The organism is Microcoleus sp. BROC3 (assembly GCF_036702515.1).
Classification (GTDB): Bacteria; Cyanobacteriota; Cyanobacteriia; order Cyanobacteriales; family Microcoleaceae; genus Microcoleus.
In genome coordinates this window covers 33670-52750 of sequence record NZ_JAUBTQ010000039.1, presented here as the reverse complement: position 1 = coordinate 52750, position 19081 = coordinate 33670, and the positions used below count along the sequence as shown (strand labels likewise).

The window sequence follows — 19081 nt, the reverse complement described above, 5'->3', positions numbered from 1 at the left end:
TATTGTCAATAGATCGTTGGTTAACCTGCCCCTACAGCAATTATGGGCGAAGCGAAGCCGAGGGAATTGACCGGACACGTCTAACTAATAACCAATAACTAATCGCCAATAACTCATGACTACTGACTACTGACGAATTGATCCTACAGCCGATCGCAAATTGCCTTGAAATTCGCCCAAAATTCGATCGCACTCTTCCTTTTCCAAATTAGTCCAGTGCATCATCAAAGCTAATTTAACCGACTTGCCGCTTTTTTCGAGCAAAAAACCCGCCTCATCCCGGTTCAAATCAGTCAAATCCTGCAACATCCGCACAGCCCGATCGCGCAATTTCTTATTAGTTACTGCCACATCAACCATCCGATTGCCGTAAACCTTCCCCAGCTTCACCATTACCCCAGTCGAAATGATATTTAAAGCCATTTTTGTCACCGTACCGGCTTTCAAGCGCGTCGAACCCGCCACTACCTCCGGGCCAACCAACAACCGAATATCAACATCAGCCTCAAAATTCACTTGTTCGACGGGTACGCAGGCCATAAACACAGTTTTCGCCCCCCGCTGGCGCGCCGCCTGCAAAGCGCCCGCCACAAAGGGCGTCGTACCCCCAGCGGTAATCCCGACAACCACATCTAAGTTGGTAATTTGACGGTGGGCGATCGCCTCGGCCCCATCCTCAGCCCGATCCTCCAAATCCTCCGAACTCCGCACCAAAGCCCCCGCACCCCCGGCAATTATGCCCTGTACGAGTTCTGGCGGCGTGCAGAAGGTGGGGGGACACTCGGCCGCATCCAGCACCCCCAAACGCCCGGAAGTACCCGCACCGACGTAAAAAAGGCGGCCTCCTAGACGCAGAGACTCGGCTGCAATGTCGATCGCTCGGGCTAACTGTTCGCGGGCGCGGGCGATCGCGCTTAAGGTTTGGGCGTCTTCCCGGTTGAACAAGTCCACTAATTCGATCGAACTGAGTTGGTCTAAATTCTCGCTGTTGGCATTCACCTGTTCAGTCAGCAGATGACCCCGTTCTTCCAAATTCTTCATTTTTTGTCAGTTGTTAATTGTCAGTTGTCGGCTAGCAAGCGAAGTCAAGAGACATAAAGAGTCCCCGGTTCAGCCTGGAAGCCTGTATCTAGAAATTGAGCCTAGGATCGATCGCGCTGGAAGATATCAAATTTATCCTTCTTCCCTCTTCCCTCTTCACCTCGAGCCTCAATATCCATCCGTTAAATCCCGTACACTACTCGTTGCCGAACTTCCTATTACAAAAGTCCTTCGAGTCGGCGGCGAATAGAATCCAGCTCGTTTTGGGAAACCTCAGAATCAGGCTCGGGCTCGGGCTCGGACTCCGGCTGCCACTGAGTCTGTGTTACATTGTCTTCTGGCGGAATAGCCAGCGCGCCCGCGGGCACAAGTTCCCAATCATAATCAACACTGTCGCAGAACTCCTTAATTTCCTCCTCGTCGATCGCCTCAACCGTGGGCTCGGGGAAATCCTGAGCTTCCAACATCACGCCAAAGCGGGTGGCGTCGTCTTCTGACTCAAACATCAGAACTTTGTTGCGATCGCCGAGTTGAATGGTATGAATTCCCTCATTCTCGGTGCGGGCATTGAAGAGTAAGACGAACACTCGCATAAGTTTTAAAGACCTTCTTAACCACCGTTTTTTTATCTTAGGAGCGATCGAACGATTTTAGATTTTAGATTTTAGATTTTAGATTTTAGATTGACGAGCGCTCCTGCCCGGGCGTCCGCGAAATGATTTGGGGGATGTCGGCGACAAGGTTTTTGATTTTAGATTGGAGATTGACCCCCGATCTTGCACTGGGGGGGGAATCTAGAGGATTTTAGATTTTATATTTTAGATTTTAGATTGACCACCGATCCTGCCCTGGGGCGGGAATCTAGAAGATTTGGGGGAGTTGGAGGACTTGGTTTTAGGTGGTGTTGCGTGTTTTGATTAAGTTCGTTGACACTCCCCGCCCTATAAGGAAGAGGATTCTTTCATCGCCGGGAGCGCAATCGCTTTACCCTCAGAAAGCATCTTGACCGTGTGTCCCACGGCTGCAAGTCCTCGAATGAGAACTACTTGAGCGGCTGCAACGTCTCTATCCGTCGTATAGTCGCAATGTTGGCACGAATGAATACGCTCTGAGAGCTGCTTCTTGCCCGTCTCGACTAAGCAGTTAGGACATATCTGACTGGTTTTCTTGCTGTCAACCTTAAGAAAGAACACTCCGCGTTTGCGACAGCACTGCTCTAATACTTGAAAAAATTGTCCCCATCCAGCGTCTAAGCAGTGCTTCCCTAAGAAGCCTCGCACTAGACCTTTGAGTTTCAAACCTTCCACAAATATCATCCCCGCCCAATCGCAGAGATTGTGAGCTACGAGCCAGTAGTAGTTTTTCCGAGTATTTGCAATTCGTTGGTGCAGTTTGCTGACTTTAACTTGCGCTTTCTTGCGGTTATTCGACCCCTTAACTTTTCTCGATACTCTCTGTTGCAGTAATCTAAGCTTGCGTTCGAGCTTCTTGAAAGGTCTGGGATTGGGGAACAACTTACCGTTAGAAACCGCAGCAAAGTGACTAATTCCAACGTCTACTCCAAGCGCTTCGCCATGTGGCATGACATCTGGAACGGATACATCCCACTGCAATGTCAACATGGCAAACCATCCGCTAGCACGTCTCACTATCCGAACCTGTTTTAGCTTTGCGCCATCAGGAATAGAACGCGATTGGCGGAACTTGATCCAGCCAATTACAGGTAGCTTGATAGCGCCATCTCTTACGGCATCTATCCCAACTTGAGGAAAAACGAAAGAGCGCATGGTTCCACTCTTCTTGAATCGAGGGAAACCATGTCCTTGCTCCCACATGCTGACGAATGCTTGTTCTAACCGACGAAGCGTCTGTTGTAGAACTTGAGATTGCACTCGCTGTAGGTTCCCAGAAGTTTTCCTATAGGCTGTTAATGTCTGGCATTGACTCGCATAAGTAGGGCGTTTGGTTTCTGCTGGAATGATGTATTCGGACTGGAGAGAACAAGCATTTATCTGACAGCTACGAGATTTAAACCAATCTTTGCGCTCGGCTAATGCATAGTTGTAGACGCGCCGACATTGTTCGAGCCAGTCTTCAAATCGGGCAACTTGCGCTGATGTGGGTTTGAGTTTGTATTCGTATGTCAGACTAAACACTTGCAGCACCTCCTCTATTTACTATAGCTTAAAAAACGTTGCATCGCTTCTTAAGCTACAGTATTTAAAGAGAAAGCCGTCCTAGAAGGACGGGGCTTTAAACCCAATTTTTCGGTAAAGCTTTCGGGAGTCTACCCTAGAGTAGGGGCGCGAATCAGCCTTCGTTCGATACTCTAGGAGGGCTTCGCTAACGCGCCATCGGCACGAACCGCCTCAGTCCTGAGTCTACCAAAGGCAGAAGGCACGGTTACGAATCACAGAAATTATACCTGTCTAAAACCCTCTGATTTCCTCAATTCCTGAATTCTCACAAGCTATGAGAAACACCCATGACTAACTCGCACGATGACACAAATCAACTCGCACCCCGCCCCCACCGCGGCTGGTGGCGTCTGGTGCTGCTTAGCGGTACGGGATTGACCATTTTCGGATTGGTTGGGGTGGCGGTAGCACAGGCGTGGGTGCGGGAAAAGTTAGCTCCTTTGGTGGAAACTGAAGTCAGTCAGTTGCTGAAGCGGCCTGTGCAAATCGGACGTTTGGAGAGATTTTCTCCGACAAGTTTGCGGTTTGGCCGATCGACTTTACCTGCAACTCCTACCGATCCCGATTACGCTTCTACAGAAGCAGTGGAAGTGCAATTTTCAATCTGGCAACTGCTGTTCAACCGCACTCTCAAATTAGACATTACTTTAGTTAAAGCCAGCGCTTATATCGAACAGGATGCTAAAGGCCGCTGGGTTAATATTCCAACTAGGGAGGGCAAATCTCCGGGTTTATTTAAAACTGAAGTTGAGGCAATTCGAGCTGAAAATGTTGGCGCAGTTTTGGTGCCGAGTCCCGCAGTCGGACAGAAAACTTCGGCTCCGATTTCTGTAAGCTTGAAAAATGGCAGCGCTCTATTTCGCGACCAAAATCAGCGCGTTCTCTACGAACTAAACGGTCAGTTTACTAACAGCGACAATTTTATAGTTAAAGCTGATTCTCTCTTACCTGTAGCTCAAACTAACGTGCAGTTGCAAGGTCAAAATTTGCCTTTGCCCGACCTCGCTCGCTTGCTGAAACTTCCCCGTATTTATTTACAAAAAGGTCTGGCTAATGGCAATTTGACCGTGCAATTGCGAGACAATAAAGTATCGGGAATTGTTGGAACGGCTAGTTTTGGAGGAGTGCAAGCGAGTATTTCTCCGCTGAAACAGCTCGTACAAAATAGCAGCGGTCAGTTGCGGTTTCAGGGAACTAATTTGATTGTCGATAGTCTGGCGGGTAATTACGGTTTAATTCCGCTTAGGATAGCAGGAACAGTTGCCACTGGAGCTAATTTTAATTTGGAGCAAGCTAACTTCAATCTGGCAACTAACGTGCAACCAGTCGCTTTCGCAAGTGTTGTCAGCGCGGTGGAAACAGAGTTAGGGAAGAAAGTAGTATTACCCGTGGCTGTGGCGGGAGAAGTGAAGGCCGATGCCAAGCTGACTGGAACAGTTGCAATGCCGGTGCTGACAGGTACGATCGCCTCGACAAAACCCGCTACAGTCGATCGACTGCAATTAAACAATATTAGCACTAATTTCAAATTGGAACGGGGGAGAATGGCTCAAACCCCAAATCCCAATGCTCAATCTTCTATTCCCCCGTTTTCCTCTTTAGCTTTGACTTTGAACGATATTTTGGTAGGGCCGGCGGCGGGTGGTAAAATTGGCGGCAAAGGTGAAGTTGATATTGCGTTGGGAAGTGAGAATTCGCGATCGGGTTTGGTGTTTGATTTACAAGTTGAAAATGTACCCGGAGACGCGATCGCCAAAATTTACGCTCTCCCAATTCCTGCTGGTGTTAATATTGGCAATGTCTCCGCAAAAGCTCAAATTTTCGGCCCGTTAGACAACATTCAAGCGAGAGTTCAATGGCAAGCACCGCAAGCAACTTTCCCGGCTGCGGGCGAAATTCGAGCCGCAAGGAATTCGGCGGATTTGCAAAATACGGTTGTGAAAATTGGCGACGCTTCTGTTAACGTGGATGCTGCGCTAAAAGACCGCCAGTGGCAAGCTATCATCGAGGGCGATCGCGTGGCCCTTAACCGTTTGCAGCAAGTCGTACCGGGGCTTAATTTGCCTCCTGAACTAGCAGGTTTGTTCAGCGGAACTGTCGAAGCTGCGGGAACTCTGGACAATTTGAGTTTAAATGCGATCGCTGCGACGGGCAAAGGAACGCTGAATATAGCTGACAGTATAGTTGATGTTAATGGCGAACTTGAATCGGGTAACTGGCAAGTTGTTGGCAACACTGAAAAAGTAGCTGTCAATCAATTGATTGATATTGGGTTGCCGTTTTTAACACGGGAAACGACCGCCAATCTAGACAATCTCAAATCCAAAATCCAAAATCTAAAATCGCTCGGCGGACAGCTAGCAGGTGAATTTAAAGCTGCGGGAAATGTTGACAATTTGACTGCAGGGGGAATCAATGTTAATGCCAACGGCAGGCTCAATTTTGCCGACAGCAATGTCAACTTAAATGGAGAATTGGTAGCGGGAAACTGGCAAGCAACAGCAGAAACCGAGCGCACTTCCATCGACCGCTTGGTAGATTTGACACTGCCGATTTTAGATGTAGCTTCAGCATTCAATCCCGAAAATCAGCAATCTGCCAATCTCAACAATCTAAAATCCAAAATCCAAAATCTAAAATCGATCGACGGACTGCTATCGAGTCAATTTACAGCATCGGGAAGTCTTGACAATTTGACGGCTAGCAGCATCAATGCCAGCGGCAACGGCAGACTCAATCTTGCCGACAGCAATGTTAATTTTAAAGGAGAATTGGCAGAGGGAAATTGGCAGGGAACGGCAGAAACCGATCGCACTTCCATCAGCCGTCTGGTAAATTTAGGATTGCCCTTGTTAGATGTTGGCTTGGCTTTCACTGCTGACAATCCCCAAACAGTCGCCAACCTCAACAATCTAAAATCCAAAATCCAAAATCTAAAATCGTTAGACGGACAAATATCGAATCAAATCCAAGCCAGCGGCAATCTTGATAATTCAACCGCCGCCGATATTTCTGTCAACAGCAGCGGCCAACTCAATATAGCCGACGGTACTGTCGCTTTTAGAGGTAAATTAGAAGACAGACGCTGGCAAGCTTTCGCCGATGCCGATCGAGTTATTCTCAGTCGCTTAGAACAAACGGTTCGCAATCTCCAACTGTTTCCGCTAACGGCGACTTTGCCTAAAGGATTTGACGGCCGAGTTAACGGCGAATTCCAAGCAGCGGGTAGTTTGGATAACTTGACAGCCAAAGGAATTAGTGCTAGCGGACAAGGACGGATTTTGGCCGATCGACTCGGGGCGATCGATACTACGGCAAAATTAGAAAACGGCAACTTGCAAGCATTGCTGGAAACAAACGGAATTGCCATCAGTAATTTAGAACAAACCCTCAAACAAACAGGTTTGCTGACAGCGGATTTACCGCCAGAAATTGAGGGAACCCTCGACGGCCAAGTCCGCATATTGGGAACAGTAGATAATCTAACCGCCAACGGCATCACCGCCAACGGCGACGGACAAATTCGACTCGCCAACGGCGGAGGAATTGTCAATGCTAAAGGCAGCGCCGCATCGGGGAATTGGCGCGCGTCAATTGAGGGCGAGCAAATTGCTCTAAGTCGCTTCCAGCAAACCTTTGAGTCGCAGCGACAAAGCTTGCAAACCGGAGGTGTAGTCTCAGGTGCCCAAAATCTCCCCCAGCTTCAAGGACTGTTTAACGGCAATATCAATTTATCCGGCCCGATTGCCGCTTCCCCACAAACAGTTCGCGCCGGTGGCAGTTTCCGCATCTCGGAATTGCCGTTTTTGAAACAACCTTTTGAGGCAGTATTTAATTGGGACGGCAAACGGGTGGAAATTGAGAACGCCACAACTCCCGGTTTGACAGCAAACGGCTTTGTTAACGTCGAACTCGAAGGTAAAAGAGTGCCTTCGATTTCCAACTTAGATTTAGATGTCAGACTCGCCAACTTTAACCTGGAAGCTTTACCAGCAGAACAGTTAGAATTTTTGTCTGCAATTGCGAACAAAAATTCCTCACAGCAAAACCCACCCCTGCGCGGCAATGTAGATTTTATCGGCAGCCTCACCGGAACCCTCGCCGCCCTCAGCTTAGTTGGCGACGTGGAAGTGCGGGATTTAGCAGTAAATCAAATCGCTTTTGACCCGGTACTGGCGGGGAGTGTGAATGCGGATGCTGGGAAAAGTGTAGATTTGCGTTTGGCCGGTCGCCAAGACAAAATTGAAGTAGCTTTAAATCAATCTTTTCTGCCGACATCTTTCTTAATTCAACGCGGGGAATCCGTGGCTAGGGGCCAAACCGAGGGAGAAACTTTGCGAGTTAATTTAAGCGATTTTCCCCTGGCTGCTTTGAATCTATCACCCGGTAAAGAGGCGGGTTTGGGGCCGATAACCGGTACGGTTTCGGGACAAGTAAATGTGCCCGGTTGGAAGCTGCCGTTAAATCCGGCGACTTTGCAAGCAACCGGACAAATTGCGATCGCCCAACCGGCGATCGGCTACATTAAAGGTGACAGTTTCCAAGCCGAATTTAGCTACGCTAACGGCAGCGCCACTCTCACAAATGGCATATTCCGCCAAGGCAGCGGTCAATACTTAATTTCCGGCAATGTTCAAACAGGTGCCAACCCGCAATTTGCCGGCAAAGTTAACGTACAGCAAGGCAATTTGCAGCAGGTTTTAGCCGCTTTGCAATATTTCAATTTAGGCGACTTGGCTAGAGGCTTAAAACCTCCTGTTTACGGTGACAGCGGCGACGTGCAAACTGTGGCAGTGGGAGAACCGGATGCCCCGCTAATTGTACAGTTGCGCCGCTTGGCAGAAATAGAAACAATTTTGCAGCAGCAGCAGGCAGTAAAATCATCAGAAAAATTGCCTGCGCTATCTCAATTGCAAGGCACTTTTGGCGCGGAAATTGCTGTCGCCGGTTCTTTGCAAACGGGCGTGCAAGCTCAATTTAACGTGAAAGGCGATAACTGGCAGTGGGGACAATATGTCGCTGAAAAGTTCAGCATTCAAGGCAGTTTTCAGGACGGAATTTTAACTGTTTTGCCTTTAGAAATTCGATCGGGAAAAAGTGCGATCGGCTTTTCCGGACAACTCGGGCAAAAAGCTCAGTCCGGGCAGTTGCGGGTAGAAAATGTACCCGTGGAAGAGTTGGCAAAACTGGTGGAATTGCCTTTCGTGGATGTCACGGGAAATTTGAATTTGCGGGCGAATTTGGCCGGCAGTTTGGAAAACCCGCAAGCCACCGGGGAATTGAGTTTGCTTGAGGGTACGCTAAACGGAGAACCGATTAAACAAGCCGACGGCAGTTTCAGTTACAGCAACGCCCGCCTGAATTTTGGCGGCAGCGCTTTGGTAACTCAAACCGAACCGATTGAAGTGCAGGGAAGTTTGCCTTTTGAGTTGCCGTTTGCAGCCGTGAAAGCTGACAGCAATCAAATCGATTTGAGGGCGAATTTGCAAAATGAAGGTTTGGCAATTATTAATGTATTGACTCCGCAAGTTGCGTGGGTCAGCGGTCAGGGACAGGTGCAAATTCGCGTCGGAGGGACGCTGCAAGACCCTGTAGCGCAAGGAATTGCGAATTTTGAAAATGCAACCGTCCGCGCGCAAGCCTTCCCAGAACCGCTGACAGGGCTGACTGGGACGGTGCGCTTTGAGGGCGATCGTATTCGGGTAGAAGGAATTCGGGGACAGTTGAGTCAGGGAGAAGTTGTGGCCCAGGGCGTGATTCCGCTGTCTGTGCCCTTCGCTGAGGGCGATGTCGATGCGGATAATCCCCTGGCTGTGAATCTCGACAAGTTAGCACTGAATCTCAGAGGATTGTACAGCGGTGGCGTAGTCGGTCAAGTGCAGGCAAGGGGCACGGTTAGGCGTCCGCAGTTGAGCGGTAATATTGAACTGTACAACGGCGAAGTCTTTCTCCGGAGTCCCGGCGGCACAACTGAGTTAGCTTCTTCCTCTTCTGCTTCTGATTCTCCTGCGACTGAGGTTTCTCCTTCTGCTTCCCCTACGACTGAGGTTTCTCCTTCCCCTTCTGCTGCGACTTCCCCTTCCCCTTCCCCTTCCCCTTCCCCTTCCTTTGAAGTTGGACTGAACGATTTGCGGCTGAATTTGGGCCGGGGAATTCGGGTAACAAGTGCGCCGATATTGAGTTTTCAGGCGACTGGGGGCTTGACGGTGAACGGAACTTTAGATGACCTTCGCCCGGAGGGTACGATTCGGTTGACTTCCGGGTCGGTGAATTTGTTTACAACGCAGTTTAGACTCGATCGAGGATACCCGCAGACTGCGACCTTTATACCAACACAAGGACTCGATCCGACGCTGGATGTGAGATTAGCAACTTCGGTGCAGGAAGTAACGCGGTTCCGCACTCCCGGCGCATCTGTAGCCTCTGAAATAGCAGACGAACCGACAACTTTCGGCAATGTGCGGAGTGTCAGAATTCAAGCCTTAGTGCAGGGAAGGGCTTCTCAGTTAGCGGAAAGTCTGGAGTTGAGGAGCTCTCCGAGTCGATCGGAAACAGAGATTGTAGCGCTGTTGGGCGGCAGTTTCGTGCAGACTTTGGGACAGGGAGACAGTACACTGGCGATCGCAAATTTAGCGGGTGCGGGTTTATTAAACAACATTCAATCTGCGATTACTAACGCCACAGGATTGAGCGAATTTCGCTTATTTCCCACTCGAATTAGAGGCAACGAAGTACAAACAGCTAGTTCCAGTTCTGGTGCGGGTTCTCTCGGTTTAGGTTTAGAAGTTGGGTTTGACATCACGCGCAATATTTCAGCATCAATCATTCGAGTTTTGTCAGCAAATCAACCGACTGAATTTACTGTGCGCTATCGATTGAGCGATAAAATTTTACTCAGAGGTTCGAGTAATTTTCAAGGAGACAACCGCGTCACTGCTGAATATGAATTGAGGTTTTAGGCATCAGCCAACAGCCAACAGTCAGCAGTCATTAGTCATTAATTGTCATGGCGAATGCAGCGACAGCGGAGTGAAGCAATAGCATATTCTGCCATGGCACCGTATATCCCGAGCGACATAATACCAATTAGGTAGGGAAACGGCATTGCCGTGTCCGGCGCGAGGCGACTTTTAATAATTGGTCTTAGATTGAGGACTGTAGCAAGACGTTTTTAAATTGGTATAACCGAACATGATAATCGCAATTATCCATAACCCATTCCCCATTCCCAATTAATTTGCTATAATAGTAACAGCAGCAAATTGGTACTGCCAACCCCGCACACAAGGTTATAGGAGTTAAGTCAAATGGCAAACAAACTCCAAGTAAAAACAGAGTCGATCGGCTACAGCGACTTTTACTGGAACCGCTTTAGTCCGAGAGTTGCTACTATCAGCAGCGTCCGCAACGCCAATCACTGGAACGGCGGATTTATCACCTATATTGCATTTCCCACAAAAGTAGAAGCTACAGCAGCAATGAAATATTTGCTCTTGCATCAAAAAGCTGCTGATGTCGATATGCGGAAAGCCAAGCGAATGAAAGCAAAAGGCATTCGGTGGGAACTCAAAATTCGGGGTTTAGCTTTTAATGAAGTGCTGAAGCTAGCAACAATGGATATAACTGGAAAGCTAGTGATGTCGGCTGCTGCTACTACTCAAGCCACAGGCTGATAATTGAAAAACTTCGTAGTTGCGCTAAGCGTGCTAAAGCGCAACTACCAACCTAAAAATCCCTAAAATATTGCATTTTCCTTCTTCCTTCTTCCCTCTTCCCTCTTCCTTCTATAATATGCGCTTCATCAGCCCCAAAACAGACTTTGCATTCAAAAGAATATTCGGTTCTTCCGAACATCCAGAAATTCTCATCAGCTTCCTAAATGCAATGCTGTATAACGGAGAACCAACCATCCAAGAATTAGAAATAATTGACCCTTATTCAGCAGGAAGCGTTACAGGATTGAAAGACACTTACCTGGATGTCAAAGCCAAGATTACCGGAAACAAAACCGTGATTGTGGAAATGCAGGTACTCAACGTCGCCGCCTTTGAAAAACGGGTAGTATACAATGCAGCCAAAACCTATTCTACTCAGCTCAAAGCCGGAGAAGGTTATTTAAAGTTAAATCCAGTCATTGCTTTAACCATCACCGACTTTATCTTATTTGAAAATACTACAAAACTAATCTCTAACTTTGAATTCACAGAAACCGAAGAGAAATTCGTTTATCCCAACTGCGAGTTAAAATTAGTGTTTGTCGAGTTACCGAAATTCAAAAAAGAATTGAATGAACTCGAAACTCTGCCGGAAAAATGGATTTATTTTATGAAGAATGCGCCCTCTTTGGAAGCAGTACCAGAGACATTGGGGTCTATTGAAGAGATTAATACCGCGCTGGGAATTGCCAACCGAGCAAATTTGACCCTAGACGAATTGAATGATGTAGACAAGCGAGAAATGTTTATCCAAGACCAAATTGGGTCTGTGATGAAAGGGATAGAAATTGGTCTACAACAAGGAATCGAACAGGGAATACAACAAGGAATCGAACAGGGAATACAACAAGGAATCGAAAGGGGTAAAGTTGAGGGGGAAATAGGATTAATTATCCGTCAGATAGTGCGGCGGGTGGGTGATGTTACAGTGGAAGTTCAAACTCGCATCCAGGGGTTATCTGCGGAACAGTTAGATGATTTGGGAGAAGCTTTGTTGGATTTTCGGAGTCAAGAGGATTTGATTGCGTGGTTGGAGTCGGCGGCGGGATGAACTGAGGAGTTAAACAGAGAGTCAGGGATTTTTAACGCGGATTTGGTAGAATTCCCAATCTCTGCATTCATTTAAACTTTAGTATCTGCGGGAACTTCACTCTGTAGCAGCATCCAACCTAAGAACGCTAAAATAAGACCGAGGGCGAGAAATCCTAAATCCCAAGCTAACTCGTTGATACCGGGTTTGACGTGGTGAATTCCTAAAATTTGATGGTCAACAATGCCTTCAACAAAGTCAAACAATCCAGCACCAATTAATATTGAACCGAAAAAAGTTTGAGTTGACAAAGGAACATCTTTGCGCTTCACCGCACGCCACAAACAGAAGATGCCCGCCACTGTTACCAACCAATCCCCAGCGTGAAACAATCCATCTCCGAGGGTATTCAATTCTAAACCAGCAACCGTAGTATCGGTTTTAACGCTGCTAAACATATGGTGCCACTGGAGGAGTTGGTGCAGCACAATGCCGTCAAAAAAGCCGGATTGACCGATACCGAGGAGAACTCCTGCGATAATTAGAGGTCGGCGGTTGTTAACAGCGGTGGCGGGTGAGTTTGTACGATCGTCCAATGGAAAACCTCCGATGCTTTAAATGCTGAGCCTGGGTCTGTGAAGGGATTTGCCAGTACATTTTTTAGTTTTGCTGGGGAGGAGGGGCGATCGCATCATCCGCGAGAGAGATTTATCGAGTGAAGTGCGATCCTCTTCGAGGGCTTCGCTAACGCGCCTTGATTTTTGAGGGATGATGGGAAAGTGCGATCGAATTTTGCCTGCAATAACTTCTAAAACACGATCCACATACTAATTGATAGTTTTAATTACATCAAACCTCAACATATTTGCATAAAGTCCTCGCTTCAGGAATAGACGAACCAGATTGACGCAACTCTTCTAAATGAAAAACTATTGCTGCTTTAATTTGCTGTTCTACTTCCTCGATAGTTGTACCTGTTGCTACGCATCCGGGTAAATCTGGAACATAAGCAGAATAATTGCTTTCTGATTTCTGGATAGCAATTGCATAACGTATAATTCTGCTTTGACTATCTGCTTTTGGGTTTGCCAACACCATAGACCCTTCTGGCGTCAATTCCCATCTGTCGCGAGGCGAATTAGTTTCTACATATCGTTTAACCAAGCCATCAGCAGCCAGTTTTTTTAAGACAACCATCATGTCAGGTTCTCGCGGTACATCTCGACGGGAAAGTGCACTCGCGAGTTCGTACCAACTCCACTTTCCTTGACCTTTAGCTACTAATTCCAGCAGCACTAATTCAAGCTGGGTTAATTGAGTTAGGTTTTTCATCAAAATTCCTCTACGCTCGGATGAAATAAAACGCCGAATCCTTCTTTTAATTTATAATCTTCCAGAGTAGCTGTGTGAGCATTGTTCCAAAGTTCATAAGCCTCATCCGGGTCAGCGGGTTGTCCAGTTAGGTAGCCAAGCTTTTTATACCTGAGATACTCGCGTAACTCGTGAGTATAAAAGCGTAAATCAACAGGCTCAGCTACAAGGGTTTGGGTGGTGATACCTCTTAACCTTTCAACCATTCTTAGCTCAGCTTCACCAACTGGATTAAATCTGCGAACATGAGCTTCAACTAAGGCAACGCCTTTATCAGTAATTTTAACATTTTGATAAGATAAGTTGAGAATCTTTCCGCCAGCTTTGGAAGGATTGAAGGGTCTGCCACTTATTGCACCTTTTTCTAACATTGTATTCGAGTGGCTTTAATCTATCCGTAGTTAACAAAGTTCTGAAACCTTTAGATGTTACAGTCTAGAAGTCTCGACGCGAGAGAAGAGATACGACCCACTTCCCCACCCAAGCGCCTGCCGGAGGTGAGCTTCTGGTGCTTTCTATGATGAAAAAGTGATGTACAAGACAAGGGAGGTGAGCTTCTGGTGCTTTCTCTGAAAAAGTGATGTCTTTGTACGTAAGCCATTCATTTTTTTGTCTCCAACCCACGCGATCGCCTAACCTCTCGCAAACTTCCACATTATATTCACTTGTTCCCCCCAAACTTTGATAAATGTGCTTCCGCACGCTAAAGCCGAAGTGACCGTTAGAATATTTTACCCAAAGTTGGTCAATGGTACGCAAGTCTTCGCAGGGGAATTTTTCAATACTTTCTGTACTCAGGTATCCTTGTTTCTCCCTACCCGCCGCCTTGAACATCACTCTCGCCGTTTCCTGATCAGCTTCTTTCCATTTTTTGGCGGCCAATAAATCGCGCAGATTTGTATAGTCTACTCCTCGCTCAGATTTGAGAGGAACATCAGCCTCAATAGGAGTATAATTATGAGGTGCAGGTTGGGGAGATTTGTCGGTTTTAGCACGATCTTCAGAACTCCGCTGATGTTGTGCAATGGCAATTCTTTTTAGTGCTTTAATAGCATCCATATCACCAGAAGATGCAGCTAACACCCGAATCCACAACTGTTCTGCCAAATCAAAATTTTGGTAAATTTCAGCAGAAAAAGCATCATTTTTCATCGTTGCAACATCAGGTAAACTTGCATATCGCGGGCAAAGAATTAAGTGATATTTTGTGACAGGTTCCGCAATAATATAAGGTGTTTGTCGTAACGTATCGCTTTTTTTATGTAGCCGGATAAGTTCCGGCACTCGCCAACTCAAATAATGATTCAATCGCTCAACAGTGGCACATTGACCTTGAATTCCTAACCCGTCCAGAAATGCTTTGGTAAACGCACCCTGCTGTAAATCATCAAGTTCATAGGACAACTCATTAGGACTGCAAGAAAAAAATGTAATGACTCCTTTTTGTCGCGCAACTTCAGCCGATTGATTGCCGATTCCTTCTCCTGATTTACTTCCTTGACCCCCACGACAAGCATCCAGAATCAGGACAACATTCTCAGCACCGCAGCGACGCAAACGTTCTGTCACATAATTAATCGAAATCGCCGTATGTTCAACATCCCCCGGATCGCTATCGCAAGCCATCAGGTAATCCAACCCGTTATGGGGCATCCCGTGCCCGCTGAAGAAAAACCAAAAGTTATCGCCATCTGCCATCAATGGTTTTTCAAACATCGTCCTCAAAACTCTTTTTAGATTAACAAAATAAGGACGAGTCGATTTACCTGTATAGTGGGGCGAGTCATCAGAGAAGAACAAGACTTGCTCAAATCCTGCTTCTTTGACAAGAAACTCTTGCATTAACTGTGCATCCCGGTTGGCATACTTCAGCGGTTGCAGGAACTCATATTTATTGATGCCAATTGATATCGCCCAATTTTTTCCCATCTCACCTTAAGACTTCCGTTTAAATCTCAACAAGACAGTTCTGGTATCTGCAACTTTAGCTCCCAGACCGACTAAACTGAAAGAACCCTCGGCGTTAATCGCAACGGATAAATCAATTTCAGATAACTCGATCGATTTCATGTCAGCTTCCGCATCTGCACGGGTGAACATTTGATCTACCGTTTGCATCAAGTCAACCAATTCTTTTTCTAATTTCTTGATACTGACATTGTGAAGTCGCAAGCTATCAACCGCTTTTGCCGCCTGCTTTTGGGTCGGCTCATTTGGCTGCGCGTCCCAAGCATCACTCCAATCCACGCCTATATGTCCCCCATTCTTCGCACCATCAGAACCAGGTGCATCAGGAGACTCATCCGAAGTATCGGCTGTCACAATCCAAATCGTTTCATCTGGCATAAGTGTTTAAGACTCCAAACTATCTAGATATTTTTGCTAGATGCGATCGCCCACAATAATCTTAGATTGTACCTAAAATTTATCAACTGTTAAACAAGCCCCCGGATTCATCTGTGGAATGGGCATATTGCCTGCCCGGAATGTTAAATTTTAATACTAAAAAATCGATCGCCGGATCGCCCAAAACTACATAATGTGACTTACAAGTTCGATCGTACTTCTATCAAAAATCCTAAATCCCAAAACCTCATTGCCCAAACTGACCCTTTCTGTGCAAACCTAAAAAACAGCAGACACAATTTTATAAACTCTAATTACAGAACCCTAGCAACCAGTTATGCAAACTCTGCCGAACCCCACTAAAACCCCCTCCACCCAACCAACCTTCGACACCACCATCAAACGCCGCAAAACCCGACCAGTCAAAGTCGGTAGCGTCACCATCGGCGGCGGCTACCCCGTCGTCGTACAATCGATGATTAACGAAGACACCCTCGACATCGACGGTTCAGTCGCCGGAATTCGGCGCTTGCACGAGATAGGGTGCGAAATCGTCCGCGTCACCGTGCCCAGCATGGCCCACGCCAAAGCTTTAGCCGAAATCAAGCAAAAATTGCACGCTACCTACCAACCCGTGCCCCTCGTCGCCGATGTCCACCACAACGGCATGAAAATTGCCCTCGAAGTGGCAAAACACGTAGACAAAGTGAGAATCAATCCCGGACTTTACGTGTTCGAGAAGCCGAAAGCAGACAGAACCGAATACACCGACAGCGAATTCGCGGAAATTGGCGAAAAAATCCGCGAAACCCTGGAACCTCTGGTGATTTCCCTGCGCGACCAAGGCAAAGCTTTGCGAATCGGCGTTAATCACGGTTCCCTCGCCGAACGGATGCTGTTTACCTACGGCGACACCCCCGAAGGCATGGTAGAATCCGCCCTGGAATTCATCAAAATTTGCGAATCCCTCGACTTCCGAAATATCGTAATTTCCCTGAAAGCCTCCCGCGCGCCGGTGATGGTGGCTGCTTACCGCTTGATGGTGCACCGGATGGACGAACTCGGCATGGATTACCCGCTGCATCTCGGCGTCACGGAAGCAGGAGACGGCGAATACGGCCGCATCAAATCCACCGCAGGCCTGGCACCTTTGTTAGCTGACGGTATCGGCGACACCATCCGCGTCTCGCTGACAGAGGCCCCTGAAAAGGAGATTCCCGTTTGCTACAGCATTCTGCAAGCCTTGGGACTGCGGAAAACGATGGTTGAGTATGTCGCTTGTCCTTCCTGCGGTCGCACTTTGTTTAATTTAGAGGAAGTGTTACACAAAGTGAGAGAGGCGACGAAGCATCTCACCGGTTTGGATATAGCAGTAATGGGCTGTATTGTCAATGGCCCGGGAGAAATGGCTGATGCTGATTACGGCTACGTCGGGAAGCAACCGGGTTATATTTCGCTGTACCGGGGCCGGGAAGAAATTAAGAAGGTGCCGGAAGACCGAGGTGTGGCAGAATTGATTGACTTGATTAAATCGGACGATCGCTGGGTTGAACCAGAGTAGGCTTTGCTGGATTTAGTTTTGAAGTTTGGGGGCGGGCAAGATGCCCACCCCACAAGAGTTTTTTGTGGCACAGGCATCTTGCCTGTGGCGCTGGGTCAAACCAGAGTAGGCTTTGCTGGATTTAGTTTTGAAGTTTGGGGGCGGGCAAGATGCCCACCCCACAAGAGTTTTTTGTGGCACAGGCATCTTGCCTGTGGCGGGCAAGATGCCCACCCCACAAGAGTTTTTTGTGGCACAGGCATCTTGCCTGTGGCGAAAGGGAACAAAACTCGGCAAAGTTGAATAATATATGTACGCCAAACGCGAGCCGGCCTTGCCTGTGTTAGATTGAGCGTAATTATTCTGAACTCTTTTCCTCCCGCGCGTCAGACAAATGGTTATAACAAAACGAGGGCTTGTTCTAAGTGCAGCAGCAGTGGTACTCACTGCTGTAACTCTTGCGAACACTGGTTGCAGTTCTAAATCTCTGGCTTCTTTTCGGGGAAGCCCTAAAGAGTTAGTTGATGAAGTTTGGCAGATTATTGACAAAAGTTATGTGGATGGCACTTTTAACCAGGTTGACTGGAAAGCGGTGCGGAATGATTATTTGAATCGGACCTATACCAGCGACGAGGAAGCTTACAAAGCAATTCGGGAAATGCTGAAAAAACTGGACGATCCTTATACGCGGTTTATGGACCCTCAAGAGTTCAGAAATATGCAGGTTGACACTTCTGGGGAACTGACAGGAGTTGGGATTCAGTTGACTCAAGATGAGGAAACTAAGAAGTTGGTGGTGATTTCGCCGATCGAAGATACCCCTGCTTTTACTGCTGGTATTCTGGCCAAAGATATCATTACTAAGATTGACGGCAAGAGCACAGAAGGCATGGATACGAATCAAGCGGTAAGTTTGATTCGCGGCCAGGTGAATACTGAAGTGACGCTGACTATTTTGCGGGGAAGCAAGGAATTAGAATTTAAGCTGAAACGCGCTAAAATTGAAATTCATCCCGTGCGGAAGTCGGTGCAGAAAACTCCCATCGGAGAAGTCGGCTATATTCGCTTAAATCAGTTCAGTGCGAATGCTGCATCGGAAATGCGATCGGCAATTAAGGATTTGGAAGAGAAAAAGGTAACGGGCTATATTTTAGACTTGCGTTCCAATCCCGGCGGGTTGCTGTACGGAAGTATTGAAATTGCTCGGATGTGGCTCAAAGAAGGTACGATCGTCTCGACGGTCGATCGAGTAGGTGAGGCCGATAAACAAACGGCAAATAAGGCAGAACTCACAGACAAACCGTTAGTTGTACTGGTAGACGGCGGTTCAGCAAGTGCTAGCGAGATTCTATCCGGTGCTTTGCAAGACAACAAACGCGCGGTTTTGGTGGGAACAAAGACGTTTGGTAAAGGTTTAGTTCAGTCAGTACGCGGCGTGGGAAATGGTGCCGGTTTGGCGGTGACAATTGCCAAGTATTTTACTCCCAAGGGTACTGATATCAACAAGGCCGGGATTGAACCGGATTTTAAGGTAGAACTCACCGAGGCTCAAAAACAGGAATTGAGGCGCGATCGCGATAAAATCGCTACAACTGCCGATCCGCAGTACGCGAAAGCTATGGAAGTTTTGACCAAGCAAGTTACTGGTAAAACTGGGAATGATAAGGCGGAGTCGAAACCGAATGCAGCGCCACCTAAGCCGACTGCGGCGCAGGCAAAACCGAGTGCAGCACCTTCTAAATCGAAGTAGAAAACTTGTGTAGGATGTCAGTTAAAAAAAAGCATTCGGGGGAAGAAGTACGGCTAAAATCCCAGATTTTAAACTCGAATGCTTCGCTAT

The 19081-nt window shown here is 47.4% G+C and carries 15 protein-coding genes; 6 read left to right on the top strand and 9 right to left on the bottom strand.

Annotation, left to right across the window (positions count from 1 at the left end):
• Positions 1-126: 126 nt before the first annotated feature.
• The 3 genes from murQ to QUB30_RS22805 form a co-directional block, all read right to left on the bottom strand.
• The gene (murQ, locus tag QUB30_RS22815; RefSeq protein WP_333337894.1) at positions 127-1041 is read right to left on the bottom strand and encodes an N-acetylmuramic acid 6-phosphate etherase; all 915 of its coding nucleotides are present in this window, start codon (positions 1039-1041) and stop codon (positions 127-129) included.
• A gap of 218 nt (positions 1042-1259) precedes the next feature.
• Positions 1260-1634, bottom strand: coding sequence for a DUF3110 domain-containing protein (locus tag QUB30_RS22810; RefSeq protein ID WP_333213049.1), 375 nt, complete (start codon positions 1632-1634; stop codon positions 1260-1262).
• A 348-nt stretch (positions 1635-1982) separates the two neighbouring features.
• Entirely contained in the window at positions 1983-3197 is a 1215-nt protein-coding gene (locus QUB30_RS22805) for a transposase (protein ID WP_333337891.1), read from the bottom strand.
• A 329-nt stretch (positions 3198-3526) separates the two neighbouring features.
• On the opposite strand from QUB30_RS22805, the gene QUB30_RS22800 reads away from it, so the two are divergent.
• From QUB30_RS22800 to QUB30_RS22790, 3 genes are all read left to right on the top strand, one after another.
• A complete protein-coding gene (locus QUB30_RS22800; RefSeq protein WP_333337887.1) occupies positions 3527-10198 on the top strand; it encodes a translocation/assembly module TamB domain-containing protein in 6672 nt (2223 codons plus the stop codon).
• A 348-nt stretch (positions 10199-10546) separates the two neighbouring features.
• Positions 10547-10912 (top strand): hypothetical protein, encoded by a 366-nt coding sequence (locus QUB30_RS22795; protein ID WP_333337884.1) that lies wholly within the window; start codon positions 10547-10549, stop codon positions 10910-10912.
• 118 nt (positions 10913-11030) lie between these two features.
• On the top strand, positions 11031-12005 hold the full coding sequence (locus QUB30_RS22790; protein ID WP_333337881.1) for an Rpn family recombination-promoting nuclease/putative transposase: 975 nt from the start codon (positions 11031-11033) through the stop codon (positions 12003-12005).
• 71 nt (positions 12006-12076) lie between these two features.
• Here QUB30_RS22790 and QUB30_RS22785 read toward each other — a convergent pair whose 3' ends face one another.
• The 6 genes from QUB30_RS22785 to QUB30_RS22760 form a co-directional block, all read right to left on the bottom strand.
• The gene (locus QUB30_RS22785; protein WP_333337878.1) at positions 12077-12580 is read right to left on the bottom strand and encodes a DUF2243 domain-containing protein; all 504 of its coding nucleotides are present in this window, start codon (positions 12578-12580) and stop codon (positions 12077-12079) included.
• 18 nt (positions 12581-12598) lie between these two features.
• The gene (locus QUB30_RS22780) at positions 12599-12808 is read right to left on the bottom strand and encodes a hypothetical protein (RefSeq protein WP_333337876.1); all 210 of its coding nucleotides are present in this window, start codon (positions 12806-12808) and stop codon (positions 12599-12601) included.
• A 25-nt stretch (positions 12809-12833) separates the two neighbouring features.
• Entirely contained in the window at positions 12834-13316 is a 483-nt protein-coding gene (locus QUB30_RS22775) for a type II toxin-antitoxin system HicB family antitoxin (protein ID WP_333337873.1), read from the bottom strand.
• Positions 13316-13726, bottom strand: a complete 411-nt coding sequence (locus QUB30_RS22770; RefSeq protein ID WP_333337870.1) for a hypothetical protein — start codon at positions 13724-13726, stop codon at positions 13316-13318. The genes QUB30_RS22775 and QUB30_RS22770 overlap by 1 nt, the downstream gene beginning before the upstream one ends.
• A 64-nt stretch (positions 13727-13790) precedes the next feature.
• Positions 13791-15284 (bottom strand): GUN4 domain-containing protein, encoded by a 1494-nt coding sequence (locus tag QUB30_RS22765; protein ID WP_333337867.1) that lies wholly within the window; start codon positions 15282-15284, stop codon positions 13791-13793.
• 6 nt (positions 15285-15290) lie between these two features.
• A complete protein-coding gene (locus QUB30_RS22760; RefSeq protein WP_333337865.1) occupies positions 15291-15701 on the bottom strand; it encodes a Pepco domain-containing protein in 411 nt (136 codons plus the stop codon).
• A gap of 337 nt (positions 15702-16038) precedes the next feature.
• Between QUB30_RS22760 and ispG the strand changes: the two genes are divergently transcribed.
• From ispG to ctpC, 3 genes are all read left to right on the top strand, one after another.
• Positions 16039-17262 carry a (E)-4-hydroxy-3-methylbut-2-enyl-diphosphate synthase gene (gene ispG / locus QUB30_RS22755; RefSeq protein ID WP_333337864.1) on the top strand — a complete coding sequence of 408 codons (1224 nt, stop codon included), beginning with the start codon at positions 16039-16041 and terminating at the stop codon, positions 17260-17262.
• A 112-nt stretch (positions 17263-17374) separates the two neighbouring features.
• On the top strand, positions 17375-17548 hold the full coding sequence (locus QUB30_RS22750) for a hypothetical protein (RefSeq protein ID WP_333110400.1): 174 nt from the start codon (positions 17375-17377) through the stop codon (positions 17546-17548).
• Positions 17549-17635: 87 nt separating this feature from the next.
• Positions 17636-18991, top strand: coding sequence for a carboxyl-terminal processing protease CtpC (gene ctpC / locus QUB30_RS22745; protein ID WP_333337860.1), 1356 nt, complete (start codon positions 17636-17638; stop codon positions 18989-18991).
• Positions 18992-19081 lie beyond the last annotated feature (90 nt).